A 26,220-nucleotide genomic window follows, 5' to 3' on the forward strand; every position below is an offset into this window, starting at 1 on the left:
CGAATCCACAGCACGGCTGGGAGTAGACTGCCCTGCCGTACGGATATCGGTTTTCGGAACCTGGCGCAGGTACTCGCTTCCACAGAACGGTGAGGAGGTCGTCGATCCGCTCGTGGTCGAGGGGAAACCGGTTTTACGCACCGCCGCAATGCCGTCTGTATGACCGACCTGGGCGACTTCGGGGAGTTCGACGTGGAAGACGATTCGACGGCCGGCGACGACCACGATGATGGCGATGGACGTGTTGATGGACTCACCAACACCGATTCCACGCCCAGCGACGAGTCCGAGGACGTCGGCTTCGAGTCGCTCGACGTCAGCCCTCGCGGCCGCGACCGCGGCATCGGCACCATCGCCGTCTCCGAAGGGCTGCGCATCGCCGAGCGCGAGGAGGACACGAAGCTGCGGGCGTACGTGACGACCGGGAACCGGCCCAACGTCCGCATCGGCTCGTACCTGCTCGCCCCCTACCCCGACGGCGAGAAGCTGTTCGCCCGCATCACCGGGCTGGAGTACGCCCAGGCGTTCCACGCCGACGACGCGACCGAGATCCACGCCAGGCGAGCGATGCGTCGGGACGGCATCGACGAAGCCGACTACAAGTTCATGGCGACGCTGGAGCCGATGGCGGTGCTGTTCCAAGATGCGGACGAACTCAAACGGCGCATGGTCGACCGCGTCCCCAAACCCGAGACGGTCGTCCGGGAGGCGACCGACACGACCGAGATAAAGACCGGGCTGAAGATGCCCGAAGACGGCGTCTTCCTCGGGCACCTCTCCGTCGGCGGCGAGAAGGTCAGGACGAACGCGGAGCCCCCGACCATCGACTATCGGCTCAAGGACGATTACGACGCGGGCGACCCGCTCGTGTTCCGACACACGCTCGTCGCCGGCGGAACCGGCTCGGGGAAGACCCACGGCGCGAAGAACATCCTCCGGCAGTACCTCGCCGCGGACCGAACCTACCCGATGGATGGCGGACGCGACGTCAAACCCGCGATGGTCGTCTTCGACCCGCAGGACGAGTACGCACAGCTGCACGACGACAACCCCGACATGACCGACTCGTTCGCCCGGACGCTCGACCGGGAGGGAATCGCCCACGGCGGAATCGCAGACACGACGGCCTTCATCCCGAAGGTCGGTCAGGCGGGGTACGCCGCCGACCACCACCAGGCCGAACAGGTCGAGTTCACCATCCCGTTCTCGATGGTCCGTTCGCGGCCGTGGCTCGTGGCGAGCGGTGGGTTGAACGACAACCAGTATCCGGCGCTCAAACAGCTTCTCCGTCGGTTCTTCCGTCAGCACGGGAACGGTGGAACCTACGACCAGTTCCGGACCTTCCTCGACGACCCGGCCCTCAAGGAGGAACTCCACGAATCTGGGCGCGTCCACGAGGCCACCTTCGACGCCGTGAAGCGGCGGACCTACGGGTTCGGCGACGTCTTCGACCAGAGCGCGAAGCCGATTACGGACATCGTCCACGACTTCGTCCGCCCGGGTGGCGTCTCCGTCGTCCCGACCTACCACGTCAACGACTCGCGGCAGACGACGACTGTCGTCCTCGCCCTGTCGAGCCTCCTCGTGGACGAGAAGCTCTCAAACGACCCCACCCACGACCGGATCAAAGAGACGCCCGTCATCCTGGCGATGGACGAGGCGCACAACTTCCTCACCGACGCGGACACCGTCCAGGCCCGGAAGGTCATCAGCAAGTTCACCGAGGCGGCGAAGCAAGGCCGCAAGGAACGCCTCGGCCTGTTCCTCATCACGCAGGACCCACAGGACATCGCCGACCCGGTGTTCAAGCAGGTCAACACCACCGTCGTCCTCAATCTCGGCGACGAAGACGCCATCAAGAGCGTCAACATCCCCGCGACACTGGAGAGTAAGGTCCCGTACATGGAGAAGGGCCAGATGGTCGTCTACTCGCCGGACAACTCGGAGCCCGTCGAGTGCATCGGCCTCTCGACGTGTGTGACAAACCACGGGCGCTGAAGGACTTACGGGCGCTGAAGGACTTACGGGCGCTGAAGGACTGGCGGAGAACCGGGCGGCGCAGGGTCGGCGGTCGGTTCACGATGGTTCGAGGGGTTCGATTTAACCAGCACCGTGTGCTACAATATACCAATGGCCGAGCACGTCCTCGTCGCCTACGACGATTCCCCACAGTCCACGACCGCACTCGACCTGGCCCTCACGGAGTTCGACGACGCGGGACGGATGACGATACTAACCATCATCGACCCGGCAGAGGCCGGCTACCGGCGAGGGTTCTCGATGCCGAACTTCCCCGAGGAGTGGTACGAGAACGCGAAATCGGAAGCGGCAGAGCGACTCGCTGACGCGAAGCGCGTCGCAGACGCTGCCGGGAGGGATATCGAGACCCAGACCGTGGTCGGCCGGCCCGCTCGGCTCATAGTCGAGTACGCCGACGAGCACGATTGCGACCACATCGTGATGGGAAGCCACGGTCGGTCGGGTGTCTCGCGAATCCTCCTCGGAAGCGTCGCCGAGACGGTCATCCGTCAGGCTGACTGTCCGGTCACGGTCGTCCGCTGACCCGACTCCCGAACCTCGCTGGGTCGGCCTCCTGGAACGCTGCCCGGCGGCTCCTCGACGGTACCGTCTCTTTCTCCGGCGTCCAGTCGATTCGTCACCGCCCGTATCCCCGACGTCAGATACCGGGGATGCCGAGCACGTCCGGAGTGACGACGCCGAGGACCGACAGTGCCCAGATGATGCCGACGGCGACGAGCCAGGCCGCGATGCCGATGCCGGCCGCCGAACCCCAGCCGCCGGGGTATCGCCAGTTGATGACGCCGACCCAGGCGACGAGCGTGAGCACGATGCCCAGGAGCGGTATCCAGCCGACGAAGAAACTCACGATGGCCCAGGCGATGGCACCGATGAGCGCGGTGATCGCAGCGTTCGGGAACCCGCTGTCGCGGTCGACGACGAGGCGAACGCCCGCCAGGATACCGATAGTCCCGACGAGCCAGCTCACGAGGAAGACGACGAGCGAATCGGCGAGGCTCATCGCGTCCCCTTCCACGAGAGTTCGAGGTCGATCGACTCCTTGTTCCCGCGAAGCAGGGACGACCGCTCCACTACGGTAACCTCGTACCCGACCTCGGCGGGCGGAGTGACCGTGACGCTCTTGTTTCCGACTGGGATGGTGACCGACTCGCTCTCCTCTTCGAATCGGTCCGCCAGTTCTCGAAGGTGCGATGCCAGCTCGCTTCGTGTCAGCGTCTCACTGGACGTGGTCTTGTCCGCCATACCCGACCGTACTCACTCTAGCCTGGTAGTTTCCCACCCCAGACAGTTAGAAGATGTTCGCCTGTCGGTGGACAGAGATGCCGGTATCGGTTATCTCGTAGGGCTTCGTCTCGCGGGAGTGATTCGCGTCCCGTATCTTCTGTATCTCGATGGCGAGACGCGTCTCCCGGAAGTCCGACGGTCGGACGTACTGGAGGATGAACACGGCGTCGGTCAGGTACTCGACGATACCGTGTCTCGACGCGTATGGCGAGTCCTCGCTCGCCTCGGAGGTCATCATCGTGGTGATTCCCGACTCCTTGAGGCTCTGTGTGAAGTCGAAGATCTCGTTCCGACGAGTGGCTCGCTCGTCGTACATCATCTCGAGCAACGAGACGGAGTCCAGCACGAGCCGACTCGCACCGAACTGTTCGATGAGCCGCGGCAACTCGGAGCGGATGGAAGCGAGACTGTTCGCCATCTCCACGGGGTCGAGGTCGACGACCGCGAGCAAGTCCTCTTCGAGGTACTCGTCGAAGGGCATCCCCTTCTCCGTCGCGGAGTCGATTACGCGCTCGTGGCTCTCCTCGAGCGTGATGTAGATACCGCGCTCGCCGTTTCGCATCCCGTGGTTCAGGAACTGCATCCCGAACGTGGTCTTGCCGGTCCCGGCCGAACCGATGGCGACCATCAGTGAGCGTTCGGGGACGCCACCCAGTATCATCTGGTCGAGACCCGTGATTCCGAGGTCGATTCGCGGCAGGTCCGATTCGAACTCGTCGTCGTCGAAGCCGCCACCTCCGAAGCCGCCACCCCCGAAGCCACCACCGGCATCGAAGCCGCCCCCGAAGTCGATGTCTCCGCCGCCCATCCCGAAGTCGTCGACGTCATCCCCGAGCGAGCTGCCCATCGAGAAGTCGGTCCCATCGTCGTCCCCGTCGAGGTCCGGGAGCTCGACGTCCTCCATCGCGGCGCTGAAGTCACCATCGAACAGCGACCCGGACCCGTCGTTGGCACCGCCAGCGCGTCCCGCTGAACCCGCATCGCCGGGCTGCCCGGTATCGCCAGCTGGGGCAGAGTCGGCGGCCAGCCCGGTACCGTTGGTTGTGGAATCAGCAGAAGACTCAGCATCGCTCGAAGTCGTGGTCGCGCCTGGGTCGAGCCCTCCGGTGGCCGTCGAATCCGAACGGGTCGCTTCGTGAGAATCCGACTCGGTCGCGTCGCTCCCGCCATCGGCTCCATCGGGTTCAGTATCTCCGTCGTCCGACGACTCTCGCTTCTGTCGGTCACGAATCGCGCGTTCGAACCAGTCGTCTTCACTCATGATTGCCTCCATAGGCGAGACGCCCGGATGTCGAGCGCCGCTCACGTTCCGCCGCGAGGGCCACCCGCCTCCCGTCGCGAAGGAGACCACCGTCTGGTCGACGGGCTGTGATTGCTCCGGTCTGGCACGGTTCGACAGTGAGCATCTGCGTAAGTGAGCCACAGGTGCAGTCGCTCGGTGACCGATGGCTCGTCTGACACAAGCAATGCCCCCCGCCTAAATTAACCTTGTTGCTGTGGCCCGACGGTGTCGGTGGGATTTTTGGTTCCGTGGCGGGAAGCCGAGGACATGCAGGTGGGACTGGTCGCCCAGAAGGACAACGCCCGCGCGGAACATCTCGCCGAGCAGCTGCGCGAGATGCTGGGCGAACGTAACGTGACGGTACTGGTCGACGAGGCGACCGCCAGCGCACTGGGTGTGGCTGGGGTCCCGCCATCCGCGATGCGCGACTGCGACCTCGTCGTCAGCATCGGCGGAGACGGCACGTTCCTCTACACCGCTCGAGGGGCAGGAACTGCACCGATCATGGGCGTCAATCTCGGCGAAGTCGGCTTCCTCAATGCGGTCTCGCCAGACGAGGCGGTCGACGTCGTCGAATCGGAGATAGACCACATCGAACAGGCCGGACGGCCGCGGATTCGAGAGATGATGCGGCTCCAGGCCAGCGGAGACGACTGGACGCTCGACCCCGCAGTGAACGAGATAGTCGTCCACAGCCCCCAGCGCGGGCACGGCAACGGCGCGTCCTTCGAGGTTCGCGTCGACGGCCAACTGTACACCGGAAGCCGAGCCGACGGCGTCCTCGTCGCGACGCCAGCCGGCTCGACCGCCTACAACCTGAGCGAGGGCGGGCCGCTCATCCGACCCGAGGTCGACGGCCTCGTCGTCACCGAGATGTGCGCCTCGGACCCGATGCCCTCGCTCGTCACCGCGGCCGAGAGCACCGTCGAGGTTCGCATCGACGACGCCGACCACGGCTTCGTCATCAGCGACGGGCGGGCGCAACGGCGCATCGAGCCGCCGGCGACCATCCGCGTCGAGAACGCAGAGACGCCCGTCCGGATGGCCGGCCCGCCGGGCGAGTTCTTCAAAGCGCTCAACAAGCTCGACTGACGGGGGGACGGGCAATCGACCCGACTTTCGAAAGCCCTAATCGACTCCTCACCTACCCTTCGGCTAATGAGCGACAAGCTACCGGACGTGCAAGCGTCCAGCCCCGACGTGACCGTCGGGCTGAGTCAGGTGGGGGTCACGGGCGTCGAGAAACTCGTGAAGCTCCACCGCGACGATAAGCGACCCATCGTCCTGATGGCCGACTTCGAAGTGTTCGTCGACCTGCCCTCCTGGCGCAAGGGAGCGGACATGTCTCGGAACATGGAAGTCATCGACGAGACGCTCGAGGCCGCCACCCGCGAGGAGGTCAGCCGAGTCGAGGACGTCTGTGGCGACGCTGCAGAGCGACTCCTCGAAAAGCACGACTACACCAGCAAGGCCGAGGTCCGGATGGAAGCCGAACTCGTGATGCGAGAGCAGACGCCCGCCTCCGACCTCGAGACCCAGAGCACCATCGACATCATCGCCAGCGCGACCGCGACGGACGAGGGAACCCGCGAGGAGATCGGTGCCCACGTCGTCGGGATGACGGTCTGCCCCTGCTCGCAGGGCATGTCCGCCGCCCGCGCCCGCCGCGTACTGGACGACCTCGGCGTCGAAGAGGGAGTCAGAGAGGAGTTCCTCGACCGCGTCCCCCAGCCTGGCCACAGCCAGCGCGGCCACGCCACCATCACCATCGAGGCGGACGGAGAACCGGACGTCGACCTGATGGACATCGTCGAGATCGCACGCGATTCGATGTCCGCGCGCATCTACAACCTCGCCAAGCGGCCCGACGAGGACCACATGACCTACGAGGCCCACGCCGACGCGAAGTTCGTCGAGGACTGCGTCCGGGCGATGGCCGAGGGCGTCGTCGACACGTTCCCCGACCTCCCGGACGACGCGGTCGTGCACATGAAACAGTCGAACGACGAGTCCATCCACCAGCACAACGCCCACGCCGAGCGACTGGTGGAGATGGCACAGCTGCGGAAGGAACTGAACGGGGAGCAGTAGAGACGACAGCCTTTCTCAGAAACTCAGCGGCTCCGCACCGTCCCACGTCGGCTTGAACTCGTCGTAGACGTTCGTCGCGAACTCGGGGTCTTTCAGGTCTATCATCGCGAAGGTCTCGCCCGAGCCGAGCGGATTCGGTACCTGGATGACGCACTCGACGTCGTCGATGAGATTGAACGTCCCGGTGACGTTCTCGCTCGTCCGGACCTTGAAGTCCGGGTCACCCGAGAGTCGCTCGCGGTAGCGGCGGCCGACCTCTTCGGAGAACGATTCGACCATCTCGCGGGTGAGCAGGACGTCGATCTCGACGCCGCGTTCGAGCGCCTCCTCCAGGTGTTCGACTATCTCTTCGCCGACCTCGCTCACGTCGAATTGCGGCGACTGCGTCGAGGCGACCATGATGATGTGGCGGTCGGCGGCGGTGAGCCGTTCCAGCAGGAGGTCGGTCGTCTCCTCCTGGCCGACGGCGGCAGTCCAGAACTGTTCTTCGACGGGCTCGGCGGCGTCGAGCTCCTCCGAGAGCTCGTCGACGATGGACTGGTACTGGTCGGCCTTCTCCTCCAGTTCGCGCCGCTTGTCCTCGAGCAGCCGGTCGAGCGCGGTCGCGGGCTCGACCGCGACGTACTTCTTCGGACGGCTCGCCGTCTGGCTACGGACGAGGTTGTACTGTTCGATGCTGTTGAGGACGTCGTAGATGCGGCCCATCGGGACGTCGCTCGCGCGAGACAACTCTTTCGCGGTTGTGGGACCCGTATTGAGCAGTGCTCGGTACGCTCTCGCTTCGTACTCCGACAACCCGAGGTCCCTGAGGCTCGCCATAATAAACCGAAGGGGAGTGGACAACCATAAACACTGCGGTAGTTTGTACCAGCCGCACGCCGGCGGCCGCGCTCAGTCCATCGCCGCGGACACACGCTCGGCGAGCTCCTGCGGGGAGGACGCCGGGTCGCTGACCGTGTCTCCGCGGACGACCACGGCGGTTTCCTCGGGACAGCGCTCGGCGTCGGGGAGGACGACCTTCTCGTGGTCGGCCATCCGGAGCGCCGCGCGGTGGAGGTCGCTTCCCGGGTCGTCCGCGACGGCGAGCACGAGAGGGTCGTTCAGCACGCGAGAGACGGCCGACCCGTAGGCGGCGACCCGGACGCCGAAGCGGTCCGCGGCGCCGGCGAAGGCGGCCAGGGTCTCTCGCGCGACGTCGCCGTACTCGTCGTCCCCGGTCGCGAGCGAGAGGTCGATGAGTGCATCCGCGAGCTCGACGTTCCCGTCGAGCGGTCGAAGCGGCTGGTCGACGAGTCCGGCACCGGCGAGCGGGCCGTCGACGAGGGAGTCGCCGGCGCGGAGTGTCTCGATGGCGTGGTCGGCCACCGCGCGAGCGGTCTCGAGAGTGTCCGCACCCAGCATCTGGTGGGCCGTCGTGAGGGCGCTGACGACGCGCGCGTGGTCGACGAGCAGACCAGTTTCGGGCGTTGCCTCCTCAGCTGCATCCGGCGCCGTGAAGTGGGTGACGACACCGTCGTCGACCAGTTCAGTCGTCACGTAATCGAGTGCGCGCTCGGCGAACTGCCGGGCGCGTTCCTCGTCGGTGTAGGCGTAGTACGTGAGGAGCGCGTCGATGGCGAGCGCGTTCCAGTCGGCGAAGACCGTCTCGTCGACCGGCGGGGCCTCGGCGTCCTCGCGGTCGCTCGCGTCCAGCGTGTAGTAACTGCTCCCCTCGCCAGCGGCCTGGCTGCCGGCGAACGCCTCGCCGGTCCAGAGCGTCGTCGTGAGGAAATCGACGCCGCGTTCGGCGGGCGTGCGGAACTCCTCCTTCCCGGAGGCGAGGTACGCGTTCGAGAAGGCCCGGACCAGCGCCGCGTTCACGTCGAGCACCTTCTCGTGGTGGGTGTCGCTCCAGTCGGGGTTCGTCGCGAACCGGAAGAAGCCGCCGTCGTAGTCGTCGAGCAGGTTCGCGCTGATGGCGTTGAGTGTCCGGAACGCCTGCTCGCGCTCGCGCTTGAGCGCGAACTCGACAGTTCTGGGGAGCGGGAACTTCTCCGCCTCGCCCCAGCCACCGTGGCGCTCGTCGTAGCTGGCGAGCAGCTGGGCGACGAAGCCCGTCTCGATGTCCTCCGTCAGCTCCCCTGCTGGCGGTTCCGTTCCCTGCACGGCTCGCGGAATCCTGCCCGCGGCGGTGCCCTTCGCGTCCCACATCTCGCGCACGGAGTCGATAACCTGGCGCATACCGGCCTCGCCGAGGTAGCCCGCGCCGGTGAGGACCTCCCCTTCGGGTGTGAGGAAGACCGTCGACGGGAACCCACCCATGTTGTACCGGTCTCGGACGCGGGGATGCCGGTCCACGTCGACCCTGACGGGCACGAACCCGTCGTTGACGTTCGCCGCTATCCGCGGTTCGTCGTAGGTCTCGCGGTCCATCTCGTGGCAGTGCGAACACCACGTCGCCGAGAGCGAGAGGAGGACCGGCTTGCCCGCCCGACTGGCGACGTCGAACGCCTCCTGGCCCCACTCGCGCCACTCGACACGTGTCTTCGCGGCTGACTCGTCCATGTTCGGACCTTCGGCCCCGGCGGCGTAAGGGTTGCGCGATGGAAAAAGGGCTTTCAGTACTGGGTGGATACACCCACCCATGCGAACGCTCCGGTACATCGGGCTGTTGCTCGTCATTCCGACGCTCGATGCCGCCTTGCTGCTGGCGATGACCCTGTGGCTCCCGGAACTGACGGTCATCATCGCCGCGGCGCTCGTCGTCGTGACCGCGCTCGTGGGGATGTTGCTCGTCCGCGCCGAGGGTCGGCGCACCATCCGAAAGATACAGCGCCAGCTCGCGAAGGGAGAGGTACCGACGAACGAACTCCTCGACGGCGGCCTGCTCATCGCGGCCGGGGCGTTCTTCCTGACGCCCGGTTTCGTGACGGACTTCGTCGCCCTGATGCTGACGATACCCGTCACCCGCGTCCCCATCCGGCTCGTCATCAAGAAGTACGTCGTCACGCCGTACCTCGACAAGCAGACCGGCGGGCTCGCCTCCGGGAAGGTCTGGACGTTCGGCTTCCCGGACTCCGATGCGGAAGGCGCAGGCGGCCCGATGGGTGGTCAGATGGGCGGTTCCTCGACCGACGGTGGTGAGGACACGTACGATCTCGGGGAGGATTCGTACCGTATCGACTTCGACGACGAGGAGTGAGAACCCCTGTCGAAGGGCTGCAAGAAAGAAACCCTTATACTTCCCTCCCCACAACTCGGAAATGCGAACGACGGCGGGCCGATAGCTCAATCAGGTTGAGCGCCACTCTGATAAGGTGGAGGCTCTCGGTTCAAATCCGAGTCGGCCCATTTTCTCTACGAAACTGCGAACGTAGTGAGTACTGAAGTTCACAATCCGAGTCGGCCCCTTCAGTTAGAAGCCGAGTCGATTCCTCCACGGCCACGACCCGAGCCACCCCTTCCGTCACCGGACCTTCCACCATCCCACACAGTCACGCTCGGTAGAACTATGTGACTGCTGATGCAACACCTGCGCCAATGGACGACGGCCTGCGCGTGCCCACGGGCGTGGACGACCGGTCACAGGTCTCCATCGGCGTGGTCATCATGTTCGTCGCGATGGTCGCGGTGGCCGCCATCGCCTCCGGAACCCTGCTCGGCGGGGCGAACCAGCTCCGGCAGACCGCGCAGACCGAGACCGAGGGCGCGTTCGAGCACATCTCCGGCGGCGTGCTCGTGACGAACGAGGTCGGCCGCGTGAACGCCTCCGACGGGAGCGTCGCGTACGCCCGGCTGACGGTCCGACTCGGCGCCGGGATGAACCGCACCAACCTCTCGAACGCGACCATCCAGTACGAGGACGACGAGGTCAACCGGACGTTGAACTGGTCCGCAGCGGGTGCAGACGCGACGGCGTTCACGACGCAGGCACCCATCGACCACGACGGGTCCGCACCGATTCTGAACAGCGAGACGGACACGCTCCACCTCGTCATCGCCGTCTCCGAGATCCGCGAGGGAGCGGACTCCGGCGCAATCGGCCTCGGGAGCGGCGACCACGCAGAGGTGACCATCACCACGGAACGCGGTATCCAGACGAAAGCGATACTGTCGGCACCGGTCGCGCTGACCGAGGGGAAGTGGGTGCCGCTGTAGCTGCCGACTCTGCCTCGCTATTCGTCGCGGTCCTCGCTGGAGAACAGTTCGCTCAGCCGCTCGTGCGAGACGGTGTTGGCACCGGCCTGGAGCGGGGAGACGCTGACGACGCAGTCGGCGCACGCACCGAGGTCAGTCTCCGGATCGGGTTCGGCCTCTCGGTCGGGCCGGACCGGGTCGTAGAACCGGTTGTCGAACGTGAGTTCGCCGTCGGCGGTATCGACGACCCGCCGGTCGAACCCTCCCGCCGGTCGGGTGAGTCGCCACTCGTCGTCGACCGGCGGCACCGTCGGGACGGTGACGTTGAAGTACCAGTCGTTATCCAGCCAGGACGCACGGTAGAGTCGGTCGACGAGCCCGCGGCTCACGCGGCCGGCCTGTTCGAAGTCTTCCGGAGAGAACTCGAGGAGTCCGCCCTCGACCGGGTCGTACGCGGAGATGGCGATTCCCGGGATGCCGAAGAACGCGGCTTCCATGGCGGCGCTGACGGTTCCCGACTGGCCAAGTTTGTGCGCGCCCAGGTTCGGGCCGGGATTGCAGCCGGCGACGACGAAGTCGGGAGTCGTGTCACACCGGTGGAGCCCGACCGCGACGCAATCGACCGGCGTCCCGTCGACTGCGGTCCCGCGGGGGTGGTCCGAGAGGGTCACGGTGTAGGATTTGCGTCGACCGACGCCGCTCTGGTCGGTGGCCGGGGCGACGACGGTAACGTCGGCGACCTGCTGGAGCGCATCGTGGAGGGCGGCGAGGCCGTCGGCGTCGATGCCGTCGTCATTCGTGAGCAACACGTGCGGTCGCGTCATGGCTCGTGAGTCACGGCTCGAACGGAACAACTGTATCGGTCTCTCCCGCTCGGCGCCCACCCCTCGTCGTGTCGCTCACCCCGTCGCAGTCACCACTCCGTACTGTCGACGCTGAATCCGCCGCACTCGGGACAGACGTGATGTTGCATCTCGAAGCCTGTCTCACAGGAGCGACAGACGTAAGATTCCCCTCCCTTCCCGGTTCGCCGAAGTCCCGTAACCGCACGTAAACCCTGGCGAACCCTGTCGAACGGGCTCATACAGACTGCCGGACGGCAGGGCCCGATATAATATTTCTGCCCGATTCGGCGTGAAAATCACTTTCACTTTCACCCCGCTTGGGTCGGCCTTTTGTACCCATCCATCGAACCTCACCCCATGGACCAGGACGCCCAGAACGCCCTGGAAGCCGCACAGCTCGCGGTCGCGAGCGACGACTACCACGCACTCGAGCGCGCCGGGCTCGCCCTGGTCGGCCTCGCGCGTCGCGGCAAGGCCGACAGTCACCGAGCCGAGTGACGCGGCTGGAAGGAGTCAGGTGATACATCCCCGGGCGGTCAGCTCACCGCAGGACGTGAGAGTCACCTCACAGCAGTCGACGGCCACGCCGACGACGTGGCTACCGCGAGGTATTCGGGGAGGCGGCTCCTCGTCGCCAACGCGCTGTCTCCTGCTCACGTTTTATCGTCGTCGCGTTCGCAGAACCGGGCATGGCGACAGAAGGGCCGGCCGCGGCGGACGGTCGGGCGAACTACGACTACCGGAACGAGGACGTCGAACGGCCCGAGCTACTAGAGGCACTCGACGCGCGGGTCGAGGGAGACGTCAGATTCGACAGTTACTCCCGCCAGCTCTACGCGACGGACGCGAGCATCTACGAGCAGACCCCTATCGGGGTCGTCTTTCCCCGGTCGACCGCGGACGTCGCTTCCGTGGTCGAGTACTGCGCCGCCGAGGACCTGCCCGTGCTCCCCCGCGGCGGTGGAACCTCGCTCGCGGGACAGACGGTGAACGAGGCCGTCGTCCTCGACTTCACACGGTACATGGACGACGTACTTTCGGTTGACCCGGAGAGCCGATGCGCCCGGGCACAGCCCGGCGTCCGCCTCGGCGACCTGAACACGCTGGCCGGCGAGCACGGACTGAAGTTCGCCCCCGACCCCGCGTGGGGCGACAAGAGTGCGCTCGGCGGCGCCATCGGGAACAACTCTACCGGGTCGCACTCGCTGAAGTACGGAAAGACCGACGCCTACGTCGAGTCTGTCGAGGTGGTCCTGGCGGACGGGACGGTGACGACGTTCGAGACCGTGACGCTGGCCGAGGTCGCGAGACGGGCCGACCCCGACGGCGACCTCGAAGCGCAGATTTACGCGGCCGTCGAGCGGGTCGTCGACGAGGAAGCGGCCGAGATTCGGGAACGCTATCCCGACCTGAAGCGCAACGTCTCGGGCTACAACCTCGACTGGCTGGTCGAGGACGCTCTCGGGTCAGAGCGTGACGTCGGCGAACCGGACGCCGAAGGGGGGACCGTCAACCTCGCGAAGCTGGTCTGTGGCAGCGAAGGGACCCTCGCCATCGTCACCGAGGCCGAGGTCGCCCTCGAACCGGTTCCCGAGACGAAGTCCCTCGCGATGCTCTGCTACACGGACCTCGTCACCGCGATGGAGGACGTCGCCGCCATCCTCGAACACGACCCGGCGGCGGTCGAACTGGTCGACGAGGTACTGCTCGACCTCGCGCGAGACACCGCCGAGTTCGCCGAGGTCGCGGGTCGGCTCCCCGACGGGACGAACGCGACCTTGCTGGTCGAGTTCTACGCCGCCGACGACGCGTCCGGTGAAGCTCGTGTCGACGAGTTGCTGGACGACAGGCTGCCATCGACTGGAGACGGACGAGAGCCGGCGGCCGGCGACGAGGACGGTTCGGAGGAATCCGGCGACGGAGACGGCTCCGCGACCGACGCCAGCGAACCGGCGCGCGCGTTCGCCGCCCTCGAGGCGCACGACGAGGCCGAGCGGGCGAAGATCTGGAAGCTCCGGAAGTCCGGGCTCCCGATACTGCTCTCGCGCACGAGCGACGCGAAACACGTCTCGTTCATCGAGGACACCGCCATCCCGCCCGAGAACCTGCCGGAGTTCGTCGTCGGCTTCCGGGAGATCCTCGACGACCACGGCACGTTCGCCTCGTTCTACGCCCACGCCGGACCCGGCGTCCTGCACGTTCGCCCGCTCGTGAACACGAAGACGGTAGAGGGCGTCGAGACGCTGTTCGGTATCGCCGACGCGGTGACCGACCTCGTCGTGGAGCTCGGCGGGTCGGTCTCCGGCGAACACGGCGATGGGCGAGCGAGGAGCCAGTGGAACCGGAAGCTGTACGGCGACCACCTCTGGACGGTCTTCCGCGAGCTGAAGACCGCGTTCGACCCGAACTGGCTCCTCAATCCGGGGCAGGTCTGTGGCTACGCACCCGACGAGGAACGGCCACCCAGCGTGCCGGAGCGGGCGACCGTCGTCGACATGACCGAGAACCTGCGGAGCGGCCCGGACTACGAGTTCGAGGCCGGCTTCGAGCCCGCCCTCCGGTGGGAGAACGAGAACGGGATGCAGGGCATGGTCGAACTCTGTCACGGCTGCGGCGGCTGTCGCGGCCCGCAGGAGACGACCGGCGGCGTGATGTGTCCGACCTACCGCGCGAGCGAGGAGGAGGTGACGTCGACGCGGGGACGGGCGAACATGCTCCGGCAGGCGATGAGCGGGGACCTGCCCGAGGACGAGCCGTTCTCCGACGAGTTCGTCCACGAGGTCATGGACCTCTGCATCGGCTGTAAGGGCTGTGCGCATGACTGTCCGAGCGAGGTCGACATGGCGAAGCTGAAGACTGAGGTCACCCACGAGTACCACCAGCGCGAGGGGGCGAGCCTTCGCGACAGGCTGTTCGCCAACATCCACACCCTGTCGGCGGTCGGAAGCGCTCTGGCACCGGTCGCGAACCGGCTCTCGCCGGTCGGGCCTGCCCGCAAGCTCGGCGAGCGACTCGTCGGAATCGCCGCCGACAGGACCCTGCCGACCTTCCACGCGGAGACCTTCTCCGACTGGTTCGAGGCGCGAGGTGGCTCCCGGGTCGCACCGGCGGCGGCAAGCCGGCGGGTCTTGCTGTTCCCCGACACGCACACCGAGTTCAACGACCCGGACTCGGGCAAGGCCGCTGTCAGGGTCCTCGAGGCCGCGGGCATCCACGTCGAGGTGCCTGCGAACGTGACCGACACCGGCCGACCGGCCCTGTCGAAGGGGTTCGTCGAGCAGGCGCGCGAGCAGGCCAGAACGAACGTCGCCGCGCTCGCGCCTCGCGTCCGTGACGGCTGGGACGTGGTCGTCGTCGAGCCGTCGAACGCGGTCATGCTCCAGTCCGACTACCTCGACCTGCTCTCGGGTGCGTCGGTCGAACAGCTCACGGCGAACACGTACGGGGTCTGTGAGTACATCGACGCGTTCCAGCTCGATACCGAACTCACGTTCGACGCGCCCGACGAGACGCTGACCTACCACGGCCACTGCCACCAGAAGGCGACGAAGAAGGACCACCACGCCGTCGGCGTCCTCCGCCGGGCCGGCTACGAAGTCGACCCGCTCGACTCGACCTGCTGTGGCATGGCCGGAAGCTTCGGCTACGAGGCCGAACATCAGGGGATGTCCGCGGCCATCGCGAACATCCTGTTCGAACAGGTCGACGAGAGCTCCGGTGGCAGGGTCGTCGCGCCCGGCGCATCGTGTCGGACCCAGTTCGGTGACCGGGACGTGCTGGACGAGGAAGCCGAAGGGAGCGAGGAGCCACCGACGCCGATAGAGATGGTATCGAAAGCGCTCGTTTGAGCACCCTGGACCGTGTGAGACACGATTGTAAGGCATGGTATTTATGGACAATCATGATAGTAAATGACATGGACGCACGAACACGCTCCATGGTTCGTATGCACCGTGCGTCCAACCCCTTGTGCCTCGGCGCGAGGCGAACCGTGACTTTGACGCTCGCGCAGTCGTAGGTCTTCGTATGCCAGAGCACACGACGTCTGATTCCAGCGTCGCGACGCCGACGGCTATCGTGGTCGGCCTGACCATCGCCATGGGCGTCATCCTCCCGGGAATCGCGAAGTACGCACTGACACAGGCAGGCTACAGCACCCTCGGGACGGTCGTCTGGGTGATGGGCTTCGGCGGCGTCGCCCTGGCGTTCTGGTTCCGGTGGATCCGTCCGCTCGACCTCACCGGGCCCAAGTGAACACCTTTCGTTAGCGTTAAGACCGCTTCGTAAGGAGTATCGAACAAGGATGACCGCGCTCCCCTTGCAGTTGATAGACAACTTCTTGCTCAGTTACAACGTCGGGCACGCGCTCCTCGCCCTGCTGGCTGTCTCGATCCTCGGGGCGCTCCCGCTCAAGTCGACGAAACTCATCGGTCTCAACCTCGTCCTGTTCGGGGCCCTGTTCGTGCTGACCCCGGCGTCGCTGGCACCGCTCCCGTTCACCTTCCTCGGCGTCGCGCTGCTCGTCGTCGGTCCGATGGTGTTCGTCTCGGGCAAGCGCTGAGCCGCGGACCGCGTCGAACGTCGGTCGAATTCTCTCTCTTCCACGTCGGATACCCCGAGCGGTCGCTCTCGCAATCCGGGCCGACGTGACGAAGATTCAGCGACCGGTAGCCGTCCTTACGAGAGCAGGTCGTCGTACTGCGCGCCCGTCTGTTTCAGCGTCTCGGTCGAGTAGAGTCGTTCGTGGTCGAACGGAAGGTACTCCGTCGCGAGTTCGTCCACCTTCTCGTCGACGGCCGACGCCTCGCGCCCGTGTATCATCGTGAACAGGTTGTACGGCCAGTCCTGCCCGGGACGGCGCGGGCGGTGGTAGCAGAGCGTGACGTACGGCAGTTCGCCCACGGCGAGTCCGCGCTCGTCGAGCTCCTCGTCCGGGACGTCCCAGACGACCATGCAGTTGTTCGAGAAGCCCGTGACGACGTGATTGACGACGCAGCCGATGCGCTTGATGCAACCACCCTCGCGGAGTCGTTCGATAGCCGCCAGCACCTCGTCGGTCTCGACCCGGAGGTCGGCCGCCAGGTCGGCGTAGGGCGTCTTCGAGAGCGGGAAACCGGACTGGATGGCGAGCAGCAGCTCGGCTTCCACTTCGGTGAGGTCGCCCGTAGCCGACTCGGAGATGCGTGTCGCGGAGACCTCGGTCGACTCCAGTGACTCCCGGGCGAACCTGTCCGTGTTCACCACCGGGAACTCCAGGTCGATGTAGTAGTCCGTCAGCATCGGGAGGTTCAGCACCTCGCAGCCGGTTCGCGTCTCGATTTCGGCCAGGATTTCGTCTCGCTTCGCCTGCGAGCCTGCCGTCACCACGAACCACATATTCCACTCGTGTTGCCGACGGTAGTTGTGGTTGACCTGCCGGTAGCCGTTGATGACCGCGGCGATCTCCTCGAATCGGTCCTCGGGTGCCTGAACGGCTGCCAGCGTCGACGAGCCGATGACCGGGGGATTGAGGACCGCACCGACGCGTCGGAACACACCCTTGTCGCGGAGTCGACGCACGCGGTCGAACGCCTCGTCTTCGGTGACGCCCAGTTCTTCGCCGATGGCGCGGTACGGCCGCGCCTCGACTGGGAACCCCGACTGGAAGCCGTCGACGAGGTGTGCGTCTACGTCGTCGAGGTCGGCTCGCCAGTCGCCGGACGGTGTACTCATTGGCGGCTCTAGGGAGAAGCAGTAGGTACGTGTTTCGAAGCCGGGTCGGGAGCGTGTGCCGAGGTTCCTACGGGGTCTCGATGTACGCGTATCCGTCTCTTGCCTGCAGTTTCGTGAGTTCACCGACACCCGCGGGGACTGTTTCGACGCCGTCGATGAGGGCGTCCTCGGAGACCTGCAGTGCCTCCATCGAGTTCTCGCAAGCGCGGAAGGAGACGCCCTTCGAGATGAGCTCTTTCACTTTCTCCGTCTGCTCGGAGTGTTCCTTGCTCAGCAGGAAGATACCCCGTCCGTTGGCGACGAGGACGACGTTCTCGACCTCCGTCGACTCGTCGGCGAGCAGGTTTGCGACGTTCGCGACGGCGTGGTTCTGTTCCTCTGGCGGCTTGGCGAAGTGGAAGACGGTGCTCATGGTTTTCTCTTCGGGTTCGCTGGTGGTCTCTTCTGTCGTCTCGGTGTCTGTCGCTGCCTCGGTGCCAGTGGCCTGGTCGGTCGCCGACGTGTTCGTCGACTCGCTGGACGAGTCGCCGGTACAGCCCGCGAGGGCGACGGCCGAGCCGGCGCCGAGGAGTTCGAGGAAGCGACGACGTGTTCGGTTCGAACCCATTCACGAGTACGTCGGGTCCCCATATTCCTTGCTACGCGGGCGCTAAAGCCAGGACTAGGCGGTCGATAAGTGACGAATCGGCGCGGAAGAGTCGATTGGGGTGCGTCTCTGCTGCCGGTCAGCTGGTGCGTCTCCGGTTCCGGTCAGCTGGACCGCTCGTCCTCTTCGGACTGGACGTCGATGCGGAGCGGTTCGGAGTCGGAATCGCCCCGGTCGTCGCCGCCGAGGAACTTCGAGCGGAGGTCGTCCGCGACGGACTGCACCTGGTCGCGGAGCGTGCTGACCTCGTTCTCGAACTCCTCGACTGACCGTTCGACGTAGTGGACGCGCTGGACGGGGATACGCCGGACCAGGTCCGCACCCTCGTCCTCACCGGTCTTGACGATCCAGTGGTCCTGGAAGTAGGCGACGTGTTCGTTCTTGACCGTCTTTTCGACGGTACCGTCGTCGGGGTCGTCGTAGACGATGACCGCCTCGCCGAGGTCTCTGTCGACCATACCTGCCCCTACGGAGTCGACACTGGTAGGGTCTTGGGTCGCGGTCGCTGCGGCCGGATGCGAAACCATCGGTCGGTCCGCGTTCGAGACCGCGACTCGGCCGCGTACCGGGCGACTTTTGGACCGACCCTCCCAAGCCACCCCCATGACCACGGAATCCGACGAGTACGGCGACTGGCCGCTGAAGCGGCTGATGACAGAGGTCTGTGGCTCGGGACCGAAGTCGGCGGACGACATGACTCGCGAGCAGGCTCGCGAGGCGTTCCAGCGCATCCTCGGTGGGGAGCCCGACCATACGACGCTCGGGGCGTTCTGGCTGGCGAACCGCTGGAAGCGAAACAACCCCGAGGAGCTGGCCGCCTACACCGACGTGATGCGCGAGGAGTCCGTCGTCACGGCAGAGCCCGACTCCGACCCGGTCGACTGCGGCGCGAACTACGACGGGAAGGGTCGGACCGCCATCTTCGGCGTCGCGGCCGGCATCGTCGCTGCCGCAGCAGGGACACCCGTCGTCGCCCACTCCGGTGACCGGGTGCCGACCCAGAAGCACGACGCCTACAAGCACGTTCTCGACGAACTCGGCGTCCGGACCGAGCTCGAACCGCAGGAGTCCGCGGACATGGTAGACGAGACCGGCTTCGGCTTCTACTACCAGCCCAACTTCAACCCCGGTATCCACGCGCTCTGGGAGCGCCGCGACCAGATGGGCGTCCGCACCTTCGTCAACACCATCGAGACGCTCGCGAACCCGGCCAACGCGGACGTCCACCTCGGCTCGTTCTACCACCTCGCCTTCGCGAAGAAGGTCTGTGACACCTTCGCCGCCAGCGAGGCGATGGACGTCGGCAAGGTCGTCATGTTCCAGGGGATGGAGGGCTACGACGATATCCGCCCCGGCTACACGAAGGTGGCCGAATACGCCGGCGACGAACTCGACGACTACGAGATAGAGACGGCCGAGTTCGGCATGGACTTCGAGGGCGAGGACCTCTCGGTCGACGACGTGGCGGCCGACTCCGCCCGTATCACCGAGGAAGTGCTCGCCGGCGAGCGCGACGACCAGTTCGCGGACGCGGTCGCTCTCAACGCGGCGTTCCGGATGTACGCCCGTGACGACGTCGAGAGCCTCGACGAGGGACTCGAGACGGCCCGCGAGGTCATCACGTCGGGCGACGCCGAGGCCGTCCTCGACGACCTCCGGGACTTCTGAGCGCGACCGTTCTTCCCGATTTTCGGTTTCTGGACGACGTTCCACCGGGTCGCCGGCCACCTGTGGCTAGCACGACCCGGTCCGTCCATCGGGCCGACCCGTTCCTCGGCCCGGTGAGAGGTATCCAGTTGCGAGAAAGCGGATACGACGGACCGCTGACGGGGGGATTTTAGTCCCCCTCCAGCGAATCGGGGGCATGGATACTCGCTCACTGTACGCTGCGGATTACGAACTCATCCGAGAGGCCGAAGCCTGTCTCGAGGAACGATTCCATCCACAACGACACGACGTCGCCTCCGCTCTTCGCACGGAGTCCGGCGAGATATACACTGCAGTGAACGTCAACTCGCGAATCGGAAACGCAAGCATCCACGCAGAGGCCGTCACCATCGCGAACGCGATACACGACGGGTACACACGCTTCGACCTCTCCGCCGCCGTCCGGTATCCGGGAGACGACCCATCGAACGAGCCGATGGTGACGAGCGCCTGTGGCGCCTGCCGTGAACTGCTCTACGATTACGACGTCGAACTCGACATCGTCTGCCGAGACGGCGACGACGTCAAGAAGGCCTCCGTCGCGGACCTGCTCCCGGGTCGCTGAGAACTCACTTTCCGCTCCGCGGACGGCAGTACCGACTCACTCGAGTGGAACCGCCACGCTCGCCAGCCGGTCTCCACCGGTCACGGTCGCCTCCTTCGTGATGGCGTAGAGGATTCCATCCCGGTCGACCTCCGCTCGCTGGAGCACCTCGTACGTCGTCGGGTCGTAGACCGTTCCGAGCGGGTCTCCCGCACGCACCTCCCGGCCGAGCGTGAGCGACGGTTCGGGACGAAACATGCCCGAATCCGCCGCAGAGATCCGTCCCAGGTGGTTCCGTGCCATCCGTTGCTCTCCCGGGGGGATGACCTGTCCGGGAACAACCTCGAGATGACGGAGAACGTTGAGGACGCCCCGCACACCAGTCGTCACCGCGTCCTCGACTATCTGCTTGTTGTGCGCGAGTTCGGGCGTGATGGCGGGGATGTCCTCGGCCGCGGCCGCGACCCGGAGCTTCCCGTCGAACTGCCGCCGGTGCCACGCATCGGGTGCGTCGTCACCGGCCTGTTCGGCGAGCAAGAGCGACGTCCCGAACGCCTCTGCGAGTTCTCTGGCGGTCTCGTCGCCCTCTCTGAACACGGTGTGCGTGAGCATCTCGGGGCTGCCGGTGTGGAGGTCGACGATGACGTCTGCCTCGTTCGCGTACTCCCAGAGCGCCGCCGCCATCCGCTGATGGAGCGTCCCACCGGAGTCCCCGGGCCAGACCCGGTTCATGTTCGGGTTGACCGAGTCGAGCACCTCGGGCATCGTGTAGGAGACGCGGTCGAACGTGAGCGGGTTCGCCACCGGAACGACGACGACCTCCCCGGCGAGTCGCGTCGTCGGTAGTTCGTCGTGGAGCCGCCGGCACACCTCGGTCCCGTTTATCTCGCGCCCGTGCTGGGCGGCCTGTACGTAGACTGTCGGGCCGTCGTCGGGTCCCTGGTACCGGTGGACCGTGGTGGCGACCTCGACGCCGGAGGGGAGGCGGGCGAGCGTGACGCGGTCTCGCCGGTGCCGTGCCGAGCGGGTCATTCGGCTCATGTCTTCGCTTCGATGGGTCTTGAATCCACGGGGGTGTCCGTCTCCCGACGCCGACGTTCCAGAGTGCGCAATCCACAACGTTTTCCCTCCCGCCGTCCGTCGGTGGGCGTATGAGCGACCTGACTGCGACGATCCACACGAATCGCGGCGACATCGAGGTCGAGCTGTACGACGAGCGCGCCCCGCGCACAGTCGAGAACTTCGTCGGTCTCGCGACAGGCGAGAAGGCCTGGAGCGACCCGGAGACGGGCGAGACAATCGAGGGCGAACCGCTGTACGAGGACGTCATCTTCCACCGGGTCATCGAGGGCTTCATGATCCAGGGTGGCGACCCGACCGGCACCGGCCGCGGCGGCCCCGGCTACCAGTTCGACGACGAGTTCCACGAGGACCTGAGCCACGACGGCCCCGGCGTCCTCTCGATGGCGAACGCCGGCCCGAACACGAACGGCAGCCAGTTCTTCATCACGCTCGACGCCACGCCGCACCTAGACGGCAAGCACTCCGTCTTCGGCAAGGTCATCGACGGGATGGACGTCGTCGAGGAGATCGGTAGCCTGCCGACCGACGCCCGCGACAAGCCGACGAAGGACGTCGTCATCGAGTCCATCGACGTTCACGAGAACTGAGCGGCCTCACAGCTCCAGTATTTTCGTTCAGTATCGTAGACGAACAGTCACGACGACAGTCTGGACTGCCTTCTCGCGACGACGCCTGGGATTCCTTCGTCGGATAGCGACCCCAACCGTCAGACGAAAGGTGGTCGGGTCCCGACGCACTGCACATGAGCGACGACGATGCCCACGTCCCCAGCGAGATAGGCGAGGCGAACGCCCCGCCGGTGGAGGAGAAGCCGTACAAGATAATCTTCGAGGCGAACAAATGCTTCGGCGCGGGCAAGTGCGCCGAGGTCTCCTCGAACTGGGAGATGGACATCACGACCGCCCTCGCCCGGCCGAAGGAGTACTTCTTCGACGAGGACGAGCTGGAACACAACCTCAAGGCGGCAGCGGCATGTCCAGCGAAGAAGGGAACCGGAATCATTCACGTCGTCGACCGCCGCACGGACGAGGAGATAGCCCCGAACCCCCACGGTGACGGGACGCTGAGCGTGGACTGGTAGCGACACGAGGATTTTCTTGTTGCTATCGTGAACTTCTTGTCGCTGGTTGTGAGATTCAACCTCGATGAGACGTCGCACGTTTATCTCCGGGTTGTCGATGCTGTCTGCCACCGGGTGTCTCCGACTGCAGGAGGGGAAACAGGCTAGTTCACCAGTCGAAGGTGACGACACGACCCAGGACGCGTCTGACGAATCGACGGATGACAAGCCCACCGACGAACCGACAGCCAGCGAACCGACTGACGAGACGACGACGGGAGGGAACGAGGAGACGGAGGTGGATACAGGGGACGTGCCGATGGACGTCCGCTTCGAACGTGGCGCCGTGGACCGCGACGACGACGGTGTTCACGCCGACCGGGGCGTCATCGCGACCATCACCGACTACGCGGACGCAACGTCGGTCAGGGTGCGGTATCGGGTTCCCGAACAGGGTTTCACCATCTACGAGAGTCCCTGGTTCGACGTCTCCGACGTGAAGCAGTCGGGACCGCTCGGACCCACTCAGCTCGACCCCGACCGAGGACCCGACGAGTTGCACGCCAGTGACGCCGCATCGGACGAGGGGAAAGAGTACAGCGTCTTCGAGGACGAGGCGGTCGACATCTCGTTCAGGCGAGACGGAGAGGTCGTCGGGACCATCACGCACGTGGTCGGGAGCGGCGGTAGCGAATCGACGGAGTCGACTACCGCCACAGACCAGCGCGGTGCGCCGGTCTCCGTCGACTTCAGGCGAGGGCCGGTGGACCGCGACGACGACGGTGTTCACGCCGATCGAGGCGTCATCGCGACGATCACCGACTACGACACCGCGACGTCGGTCAGGGTGCGGTATCGGGTTCCCGAACAGGGCTTCACCATCTACGAGAGTCCATGGTTCGACGTCACCGACGTGAAACAGGCTGGACCGCTCGGACCCACACAGCTCGACCCCGAGAGAGGTGCCGACGAACTGCAGGCGAGCGACGCAGAGACCGACGAAGGAAAAGAGTACAGCGTCTTCCAGGACGAGGCTGTCGACGTCTCGTTCAGACGTGAGGGCGAGACGTTTGCGACGGTCACCCACGTCGTCTGACCGTCTTCCACCGTATCTAGAGCGGGAGTTGGGCCCTCGATTCGCCCCTCTCAGGTGCGAATCGGTCTACCACAGCGGCAGAGGACCCACCAGGCGTCGTTCACGCCCTGGCCCTTCGCGTCGCCAGGCGACGAATCACCGGCGTAGCGGTAGAGCGGCCAGCCACCGGCGATGACCTGTGTCGTGCCGTCCGGTCGCTCAAGCGTCGAGACGCTGGCAGTGACCGCGGAACTGGTGAGCACGTCACCATCGACGGTCAGGGGTGGCCAGGCATCTGCACATCCTCCAGTGCAGGCGCTCTCACCGCTTCCCTGGGTGTCGCCCTCGAACATGTAGAGTGTCATCCCGTCGCCGTCGACGAGTACCTCCCCGTAGGGCTGGATGGTCGCGGTCTGGAGCGTCGTTGCCCCGGTCGCCACCGGGGGTTTGAGTGTTGGCGCGGCCATCGCCACGGGAGCGACGCCGGTGAACCCGGCGAGCCCGAGCGAGGTGCCGCTTGCGAGCAGTACGGACCGACGTGTGTACTCCATGAGCGACAGTAGGCTGTCGGCGGCGAAATCGGTTCTTGCGGGTGTCGCCGACAGTCGTCTCGAACCGGACATCCGGCCGAACGGAACGTGCTGTCGTCTCCCCTGGCCGACGCGACATAAGCGAAACCGATTTTATACCCGGTCGACAATCGACAGCCAGCGCGAGGGTGGCTGAGCTTGGCCAAAAGCGGCGGACTTAAGATCCGCTTCCGTAGGGATTCGCGGGTTCAAATCCTGCCCCTCGCATATCGTCTCGAACGCCAGTGAGAGACGTGTATGCGAGAAAGGGAGTTGAACCGGGGAGCGGAGTACGCGATGGCGAACGGAGCGACCGGGGTTCAAATCCTGCCCCGTCATTTCTCTGCCAGAACGCCCCAACAGACCCACACACCGCAATTTCCGACGACGAACGCCAGTGAGCGCCGCGATGCGGTCAGAATAGGTGCGAAACAGGGAGCGCAGTGAGCGAGAGCGAACGGAGCGACCGTGGTTCGAATCTTGCCCCGTCGCTTCTACGCCAGACGTCTCTCACGGGACCTCTCCACCAGAACCCTCCAGGAGACACTCGTACCGTCGCTATCGACGACTCAGAACGCCAGCGAGAGACCTGTCCGACCCGCACGTCCAGACCGAACCGACGCGCCCGGGACAGCGACCGAGCTCAGTAGTACGAGTCCGTCGTCGTCGTTTCGTCACTACTGTTTCCGCCGCTGCTCCCGTCGTTCGTCGTCGTCGACGTCCCCGTACCGGTGTCCTTCACGGGCGTACCGTCTGGTCGGAGCACCCACCAGACGTCGTTGACGCCCTGGCCTTTCACGTCCCCGGGACCGCTGTCCGAGGCGAAGTAGTAGAGCGGCCAGCCGTCGGCGGCGACCTGCAGCGTGTCGTCGCCGCGGTTGAACGTCGAAAGTGGTGCGGAGACGCCGTCGCCGCCGGTCGCTGCGCCGTCGACGGTGAGAGGCGGCCAGGCGTCGAGACAGCCACCGGTACAGGTGCTCTCACCGGAGCCCTTCGTATCGTTATCGAACATGTAGAGGGTCATGCCCTCGCCGTCGACGAGGATCTCCCCGAGGTCGGGGTGCTCGCGGACGTCGACGGTGATGCTCTCGCCGGACTCGGTCGTCGTCTCCGTCTCGGTGGTGCCGGCCGTCGTGGTGTCCGTCCCGCCGGTTCCGGTGTCGGTGTCGGTTCCGGTATCGGTCGGCTCGCTGTCGTCGCCGAGACAGCCCGCGAGCGTTCCGAGTGCGAGCGTGGAGGATGCGCCTGCGAGGACCGACCGTCGAGTTGGTGCCATACTGGAACCACGTAGTCCACCGGAAAAGGTGTTTTCCGAACTACATCCAAAATTGGTCCGAAATCGATAGTGTGCGGCCCGCTACTGGAGTGTCAACCGCGCGAGGAATGCGAGCGCGACGAGTTCGAGGCCACAGAGCAGCGTCACGCCGAGCTGGACGTCGGTCCCCGCTCTCTCGAACCAGCCGATGAAGGCGGGATGAAGCAGGTAGAAGTAGAGCCAGAGCAGGTTCTCGACGAGGAGGAACCCGGCGAAGACGAGCAGGCCGAGCGTGTGTTTCGCCCCGTGTCGTCGGTAGTTACCCAGCCAGACCCAGCCGAGCGCGAGCAGGACGACGGCGTTCACGCCCGCCGCGAGGCGCGCGGCCTCCAGCCACAGGGTCATCGTTCCACCCTTCCATCGCAGCCGGTATAGCTACTGTCCAAATTTCGTCCAATATCGTGTGTCATGACTCCTCCTCGTCGACGACCGCCAGTATCTCCTCGACTACGTCCCAGTTGGACCTGACGTCGTCGCTCAGCAGATAGACCGCACCGTAAGCGTCGTCGGTTCGGGTGAGGATGGAGTTCTCGACGAGTATCTCGGTGTGGTGGCGAATCGTCGTGTAGTCGAGGTCGAGCGCGGTCGCCAGCTCGTTCGCGTTTCGTGGCCGGGCCTCTATCGCCCGGAGGATGCGCACCCGTGTCGTGGCTCCTCTCGAACTCGCCAGCAGGTGCCAGAGCACGCCCTCCATCCGTCAGTTGGTACCCCGAGTGGGGAGAAAAACTACACGGTAGCATGAACGTCGTCGTCGAGTTTCGAACCCGTCTTCGACTGTCTCCAGGAAGGCGACGACGCGCAACGGACCGGAACCGTTCTTCGGCGTGAGTGACCGCTGGGCGTGCCTCGCC

General features: G+C 65.7%; 29 protein-coding genes and 2 tRNA genes. 17 read left to right on the plus strand and 14 right to left on the minus strand.

Annotated elements, in window-relative coordinates:
* Positions 1–159: 159 nt before the first annotated feature.
* Positions 160–1,998, plus strand: coding sequence for a helicase HerA domain-containing protein (locus tag ACSC1Y_RS05425; protein ID WP_435333671.1), 1,839 nt, complete (start codon positions 160–162; stop codon positions 1,996–1,998).
* A 132-nt stretch (positions 1,999–2,130) separates the two neighbouring features.
* Complete coding sequence (locus ACSC1Y_RS05430; RefSeq protein WP_435333672.1) at positions 2,131–2,562, plus strand: universal stress protein; 432 nt, start codon at positions 2,131–2,133, stop codon at positions 2,560–2,562.
* A gap of 115 nt (positions 2,563–2,677) precedes the next feature.
* Here ACSC1Y_RS05430 and ACSC1Y_RS05435 read toward each other — a convergent pair whose 3' ends face one another.
* The 3 genes from ACSC1Y_RS05435 to ACSC1Y_RS05445 are packed head-to-tail and all read right to left on the minus strand — an operon-like array spanning position 2,678 to position 4,585.
* On the minus strand, positions 2,678–3,040 hold the full coding sequence (locus ACSC1Y_RS05435; protein ID WP_435333673.1) for a hypothetical protein: 363 nt from the start codon (positions 3,038–3,040) through the stop codon (positions 2,678–2,680).
* The gene (locus ACSC1Y_RS05440; protein ID WP_435333674.1) at positions 3,037–3,282 is read right to left on the minus strand and encodes an amphi-Trp domain-containing protein; all 246 of its coding nucleotides are present in this window, start codon (positions 3,280–3,282) and stop codon (positions 3,037–3,039) included. Before ACSC1Y_RS05440 ends, ACSC1Y_RS05435 begins: the two co-directional genes overlap by 4 nt.
* Positions 3,283–3,328: 46 nt before the next feature.
* A complete protein-coding gene (locus tag ACSC1Y_RS05445) occupies positions 3,329–4,585 on the minus strand; it encodes a KaiC domain-containing protein (RefSeq protein WP_435333675.1) in 1,257 nt (418 codons plus the stop codon).
* Between the two features lie 288 nt (positions 4,586–4,873).
* Between ACSC1Y_RS05445 and ACSC1Y_RS05450 the strand changes: the two genes are divergently transcribed.
* Together ACSC1Y_RS05450 and mptA are read left to right on the plus strand one after the other, a co-directional pair.
* Entirely contained in the window at positions 4,874–5,698 is an 825-nt protein-coding gene (locus ACSC1Y_RS05450) for an NAD(+)/NADH kinase (protein ID WP_435333676.1), read from the plus strand.
* Positions 5,699–5,764: 66 nt separating this feature from the next.
* Entirely contained in the window at positions 5,765–6,697 is a 933-nt protein-coding gene (gene mptA, locus ACSC1Y_RS05455) for a GTP cyclohydrolase MptA (protein WP_435333677.1), read from the plus strand.
* Positions 6,698–6,712: 15 nt separating this feature from the next.
* Here mptA and ACSC1Y_RS05460 read toward each other — a convergent pair whose 3' ends face one another.
* Positions 6,713–7,516: a TrmB family transcriptional regulator gene (locus ACSC1Y_RS05460; RefSeq protein ID WP_435333678.1), complete on the minus strand. Its 804-nt coding sequence runs from the start codon at positions 7,514–7,516 to the stop codon at positions 6,713–6,715.
* Between the two features lie 72 nt (positions 7,517–7,588).
* The gene (locus ACSC1Y_RS05465; RefSeq protein WP_435333679.1) at positions 7,589–9,241 is read right to left on the minus strand and encodes a DUF255 domain-containing protein; all 1,653 of its coding nucleotides are present in this window, start codon (positions 9,239–9,241) and stop codon (positions 7,589–7,591) included.
* A gap of 79 nt (positions 9,242–9,320) precedes the next feature.
* Between ACSC1Y_RS05465 and ACSC1Y_RS05470 the strand changes: the two genes are divergently transcribed.
* The 3 genes from ACSC1Y_RS05470 to ACSC1Y_RS05480 all read left to right on the plus strand — a co-directional run bounded on the left by ACSC1Y_RS05470 (position 9,321) and on the right by ACSC1Y_RS05480 (position 10,834).
* On the plus strand, positions 9,321–9,878 hold the full coding sequence (locus tag ACSC1Y_RS05470; RefSeq protein ID WP_435333680.1) for an FxsA family protein: 558 nt from the start codon (positions 9,321–9,323) through the stop codon (positions 9,876–9,878).
* A gap of 75 nt (positions 9,879–9,953) precedes the next feature.
* A tRNA-Ile gene (locus ACSC1Y_RS05475) sits at positions 9,954–10,027 on the plus strand.
* Between the two features lie 189 nt (positions 10,028–10,216).
* Positions 10,217–10,834: a hypothetical protein gene (locus tag ACSC1Y_RS05480; RefSeq protein WP_435333681.1), complete on the plus strand. Its 618-nt coding sequence runs from the start codon at positions 10,217–10,219 to the stop codon at positions 10,832–10,834.
* Between the two features lie 17 nt (positions 10,835–10,851).
* Here the strand turns inward: ACSC1Y_RS05480 and surE are convergent, their stop codons facing one another.
* Positions 10,852–11,637: a 5'/3'-nucleotidase SurE gene (gene surE, locus ACSC1Y_RS05485; protein WP_435333682.1), complete on the minus strand. Its 786-nt coding sequence runs from the start codon at positions 11,635–11,637 to the stop codon at positions 10,852–10,854.
* A 378-nt stretch (positions 11,638–12,015) separates the two neighbouring features.
* Between surE and ACSC1Y_RS05490 the strand changes: the two genes are divergently transcribed.
* The 4 genes from ACSC1Y_RS05490 to ACSC1Y_RS05505 all read left to right on the plus strand — a co-directional run bounded on the left by ACSC1Y_RS05490 (position 12,016) and on the right by ACSC1Y_RS05505 (position 16,219).
* Positions 12,016–12,156 (plus strand): hypothetical protein, encoded by a 141-nt coding sequence (locus tag ACSC1Y_RS05490; RefSeq protein WP_435333683.1) that lies wholly within the window; start codon positions 12,016–12,018, stop codon positions 12,154–12,156.
* A gap of 191 nt (positions 12,157–12,347) precedes the next feature.
* Entirely contained in the window at positions 12,348–15,506 is a 3,159-nt protein-coding gene (locus ACSC1Y_RS05495; RefSeq protein WP_435333684.1) for an FAD-binding and (Fe-S)-binding domain-containing protein, read from the plus strand.
* A 178-nt stretch (positions 15,507–15,684) separates the two neighbouring features.
* A complete protein-coding gene (locus ACSC1Y_RS05500) occupies positions 15,685–15,912 on the plus strand; it encodes a DUF7996 family protein (RefSeq protein WP_435333685.1) in 228 nt (75 codons plus the stop codon).
* A gap of 49 nt (positions 15,913–15,961) precedes the next feature.
* Positions 15,962–16,219: a DUF8006 family protein gene (locus ACSC1Y_RS05505; protein ID WP_435333686.1), complete on the plus strand. Its 258-nt coding sequence runs from the start codon at positions 15,962–15,964 to the stop codon at positions 16,217–16,219.
* A gap of 116 nt (positions 16,220–16,335) precedes the next feature.
* On the opposite strand, the gene ahbB is transcribed toward ACSC1Y_RS05505, so the two are convergent.
* From ahbB to ACSC1Y_RS05520, 3 genes are all read right to left on the minus strand, one after another.
* On the minus strand, positions 16,336–17,370 hold the full coding sequence (gene ahbB, locus ACSC1Y_RS05510; protein WP_435333687.1) for a siroheme decarboxylase subunit beta: 1,035 nt from the start codon (positions 17,368–17,370) through the stop codon (positions 16,336–16,338).
* Positions 17,371–17,437: 67 nt separating this feature from the next.
* On the minus strand, positions 17,438–17,977 hold the full coding sequence (locus tag ACSC1Y_RS05515; RefSeq protein WP_435333688.1) for a DsrE family protein: 540 nt from the start codon (positions 17,975–17,977) through the stop codon (positions 17,438–17,440).
* Between the two features lie 143 nt (positions 17,978–18,120).
* Positions 18,121–18,474: a hypothetical protein gene (locus ACSC1Y_RS05520; protein WP_435333689.1), complete on the minus strand. Its 354-nt coding sequence runs from the start codon at positions 18,472–18,474 to the stop codon at positions 18,121–18,123.
* A 145-nt stretch (positions 18,475–18,619) separates the two neighbouring features.
* Here ACSC1Y_RS05520 and ACSC1Y_RS05525 point away from each other — a divergent pair, with 145 nt between their 5' ends.
* Both ACSC1Y_RS05525 and ACSC1Y_RS05530 read left to right on the plus strand, forming a co-directional pair.
* Positions 18,620–19,684: an anthranilate phosphoribosyltransferase gene (locus ACSC1Y_RS05525; protein ID WP_435333690.1), complete on the plus strand. Its 1,065-nt coding sequence runs from the start codon at positions 18,620–18,622 to the stop codon at positions 19,682–19,684.
* Positions 19,685–19,880: 196 nt separating this feature from the next.
* Entirely contained in the window at positions 19,881–20,288 is a 408-nt protein-coding gene (locus ACSC1Y_RS05530) for a cytidine/deoxycytidylate deaminase family protein (protein WP_435333691.1), read from the plus strand.
* Positions 20,289–20,324: 36 nt separating this feature from the next.
* Here the strand turns inward: ACSC1Y_RS05530 and ACSC1Y_RS05535 are convergent, their stop codons facing one another.
* A complete protein-coding gene (locus ACSC1Y_RS05535) occupies positions 20,325–21,308 on the minus strand; it encodes a succinylglutamate desuccinylase/aspartoacylase family protein (protein WP_435333692.1) in 984 nt (327 codons plus the stop codon).
* A 110-nt stretch (positions 21,309–21,418) separates the two neighbouring features.
* Here ACSC1Y_RS05535 and ACSC1Y_RS05540 point away from each other — a divergent pair, with 110 nt between their 5' ends.
* The 3 genes from ACSC1Y_RS05540 to ACSC1Y_RS05550 all read left to right on the plus strand — a co-directional run bounded on the left by ACSC1Y_RS05540 (position 21,419) and on the right by ACSC1Y_RS05550 (position 23,506).
* Positions 21,419–21,937 (plus strand): peptidylprolyl isomerase, encoded by a 519-nt coding sequence (locus ACSC1Y_RS05540; protein WP_435333693.1) that lies wholly within the window; start codon positions 21,419–21,421, stop codon positions 21,935–21,937.
* A 155-nt stretch (positions 21,938–22,092) separates the two neighbouring features.
* Entirely contained in the window at positions 22,093–22,431 is a 339-nt protein-coding gene (locus ACSC1Y_RS05545) for a ferredoxin (RefSeq protein WP_435333694.1), read from the plus strand.
* 64 nt (positions 22,432–22,495) lie between these two features.
* Positions 22,496–23,506 (plus strand): hypothetical protein, encoded by a 1,011-nt coding sequence (locus ACSC1Y_RS05550; protein WP_435333695.1) that lies wholly within the window; start codon positions 22,496–22,498, stop codon positions 23,504–23,506.
* Between the two features lie 50 nt (positions 23,507–23,556).
* On the opposite strand, the gene ACSC1Y_RS05555 is transcribed toward ACSC1Y_RS05550, so the two are convergent.
* Entirely contained in the window at positions 23,557–24,036 is a 480-nt protein-coding gene (locus tag ACSC1Y_RS05555; protein WP_435333696.1) for a COG4315 family predicted lipoprotein, read from the minus strand.
* Between the two features lie 161 nt (positions 24,037–24,197).
* Here ACSC1Y_RS05555 and ACSC1Y_RS05560 point away from each other — a divergent pair.
* A tRNA-Leu gene (locus tag ACSC1Y_RS05560) sits at positions 24,198–24,282 on the plus strand.
* 415 nt (positions 24,283–24,697) lie between these two features.
* Here ACSC1Y_RS05560 and ACSC1Y_RS05565 read toward each other — a convergent pair.
* The 3 genes from ACSC1Y_RS05565 to ACSC1Y_RS05575 all read right to left on the minus strand — a co-directional run bounded on the left by ACSC1Y_RS05565 (position 24,698) and on the right by ACSC1Y_RS05575 (position 26,063).
* Positions 24,698–25,330, minus strand: a complete 633-nt coding sequence (locus ACSC1Y_RS05565; protein WP_435333697.1) for a COG4315 family predicted lipoprotein — start codon at positions 25,328–25,330, stop codon at positions 24,698–24,700.
* A gap of 81 nt (positions 25,331–25,411) precedes the next feature.
* Positions 25,412–25,714: a DUF8036 family membrane protein gene (locus tag ACSC1Y_RS05570; RefSeq protein WP_435333698.1), complete on the minus strand. Its 303-nt coding sequence runs from the start codon at positions 25,712–25,714 to the stop codon at positions 25,412–25,414.
* 61 nt (positions 25,715–25,775) lie between these two features.
* Complete coding sequence (locus ACSC1Y_RS05575; RefSeq protein ID WP_435333699.1) at positions 25,776–26,063, minus strand: winged helix-turn-helix domain-containing protein; 288 nt, start codon at positions 26,061–26,063, stop codon at positions 25,776–25,778.
* Positions 26,064–26,220: the final 157 nt, after the last annotated feature.

Source organism: Haloarchaeobius lipolyticus (assembly GCF_051208015.1).
Taxonomy (GTDB): Archaea; Halobacteriota; Halobacteria; order Halobacteriales; family Natrialbaceae; genus Haloarchaeobius.

What these genes read in the sequence shown, in the direction of transcription:
- ACSC1Y_RS05425 (WP_435333671.1), top strand. Translation starts at nt 160, where the DNA reads ATGACCGACCTGGGCGACTTCGGGGAGTTCGACGTGGAAGACGATTCG.
- ACSC1Y_RS05430 (WP_435333672.1), top strand. Translation starts at nt 2,131, where the DNA reads ATGGCCGAGCACGTCCTCGTCGCCTACGACGATTCCCCACAGTCCACG.
- ACSC1Y_RS05435 (WP_435333673.1), bottom strand. Translation starts at nt 3,040, where the DNA reads ATGAGCCTCGCCGATTCGCTCGTCGTCTTCCTCGTGAGCTGGCTCGTC.
- ACSC1Y_RS05440 (WP_435333674.1), bottom strand. Translation starts at nt 3,282, where the DNA reads ATGGCGGACAAGACCACGTCCAGTGAGACGCTGACACGAAGCGAGCTG.
- ACSC1Y_RS05445 (WP_435333675.1), bottom strand. Translation starts at nt 4,585, where the DNA reads ATGAGTGAAGACGACTGGTTCGAACGCGCGATTCGTGACCGACAGAAG.
- ACSC1Y_RS05450 (WP_435333676.1), top strand. Translation starts at nt 4,874, where the DNA reads ATGCAGGTGGGACTGGTCGCCCAGAAGGACAACGCCCGCGCGGAACAT.
- mptA (WP_435333677.1), top strand. Translation starts at nt 5,765, where the DNA reads ATGAGCGACAAGCTACCGGACGTGCAAGCGTCCAGCCCCGACGTGACC.
- ACSC1Y_RS05460 (WP_435333678.1), bottom strand. Translation starts at nt 7,516, where the DNA reads ATGGCGAGCCTCAGGGACCTCGGGTTGTCGGAGTACGAAGCGAGAGCG.
- ACSC1Y_RS05465 (WP_435333679.1), bottom strand. Translation starts at nt 9,241, where the DNA reads ATGGACGAGTCAGCCGCGAAGACACGTGTCGAGTGGCGCGAGTGGGGC.
- ACSC1Y_RS05470 (WP_435333680.1), top strand. Translation starts at nt 9,321, where the DNA reads ATGCGAACGCTCCGGTACATCGGGCTGTTGCTCGTCATTCCGACGCTC.
- ACSC1Y_RS05480 (WP_435333681.1), top strand. Translation starts at nt 10,217, where the DNA reads ATGGACGACGGCCTGCGCGTGCCCACGGGCGTGGACGACCGGTCACAG.
- surE (WP_435333682.1), bottom strand. Translation starts at nt 11,637, where the DNA reads ATGACGCGACCGCACGTGTTGCTCACGAATGACGACGGCATCGACGCC.
- ACSC1Y_RS05490 (WP_435333683.1), top strand. Translation starts at nt 12,016, where the DNA reads ATGGACCAGGACGCCCAGAACGCCCTGGAAGCCGCACAGCTCGCGGTC.
- ACSC1Y_RS05495 (WP_435333684.1), top strand. Translation starts at nt 12,348, where the DNA reads ATGGCGACAGAAGGGCCGGCCGCGGCGGACGGTCGGGCGAACTACGAC.
- ACSC1Y_RS05500 (WP_435333685.1), top strand. Translation starts at nt 15,685, where the DNA reads ATGCCAGAGCACACGACGTCTGATTCCAGCGTCGCGACGCCGACGGCT.
- ACSC1Y_RS05505 (WP_435333686.1), top strand. Translation starts at nt 15,962, where the DNA reads ATGACCGCGCTCCCCTTGCAGTTGATAGACAACTTCTTGCTCAGTTAC.
- ahbB (WP_435333687.1), bottom strand. Translation starts at nt 17,370, where the DNA reads ATGAGTACACCGTCCGGCGACTGGCGAGCCGACCTCGACGACGTAGAC.
- ACSC1Y_RS05515 (WP_435333688.1), bottom strand. Translation starts at nt 17,977, where the DNA reads ATGGGTTCGAACCGAACACGTCGTCGCTTCCTCGAACTCCTCGGCGCC.
- ACSC1Y_RS05520 (WP_435333689.1), bottom strand. Translation starts at nt 18,474, where the DNA reads ATGGTCGACAGAGACCTCGGCGAGGCGGTCATCGTCTACGACGACCCC.
- ACSC1Y_RS05525 (WP_435333690.1), top strand. Translation starts at nt 18,620, where the DNA reads ATGACCACGGAATCCGACGAGTACGGCGACTGGCCGCTGAAGCGGCTG.
- ACSC1Y_RS05530 (WP_435333691.1), top strand. Translation starts at nt 19,881, where the DNA reads ATGGATACTCGCTCACTGTACGCTGCGGATTACGAACTCATCCGAGAG.
- ACSC1Y_RS05535 (WP_435333692.1), bottom strand. Translation starts at nt 21,308, where the DNA reads ATGAGCCGAATGACCCGCTCGGCACGGCACCGGCGAGACCGCGTCACG.
- ACSC1Y_RS05540 (WP_435333693.1), top strand. Translation starts at nt 21,419, where the DNA reads ATGAGCGACCTGACTGCGACGATCCACACGAATCGCGGCGACATCGAG.
- ACSC1Y_RS05545 (WP_435333694.1), top strand. Translation starts at nt 22,093, where the DNA reads ATGAGCGACGACGATGCCCACGTCCCCAGCGAGATAGGCGAGGCGAAC.
- ACSC1Y_RS05550 (WP_435333695.1), top strand. Translation starts at nt 22,496, where the DNA reads ATGAGACGTCGCACGTTTATCTCCGGGTTGTCGATGCTGTCTGCCACC.
- ACSC1Y_RS05555 (WP_435333696.1), bottom strand. Translation starts at nt 24,036, where the DNA reads ATGGAGTACACACGTCGGTCCGTACTGCTCGCAAGCGGCACCTCGCTC.
- ACSC1Y_RS05565 (WP_435333697.1), bottom strand. Translation starts at nt 25,330, where the DNA reads ATGGCACCAACTCGACGGTCGGTCCTCGCAGGCGCATCCTCCACGCTC.
- ACSC1Y_RS05570 (WP_435333698.1), bottom strand. Translation starts at nt 25,714, where the DNA reads ATGACCCTGTGGCTGGAGGCCGCGCGCCTCGCGGCGGGCGTGAACGCC.
- ACSC1Y_RS05575 (WP_435333699.1), bottom strand. Translation starts at nt 26,063, where the DNA reads ATGGAGGGCGTGCTCTGGCACCTGCTGGCGAGTTCGAGAGGAGCCACG.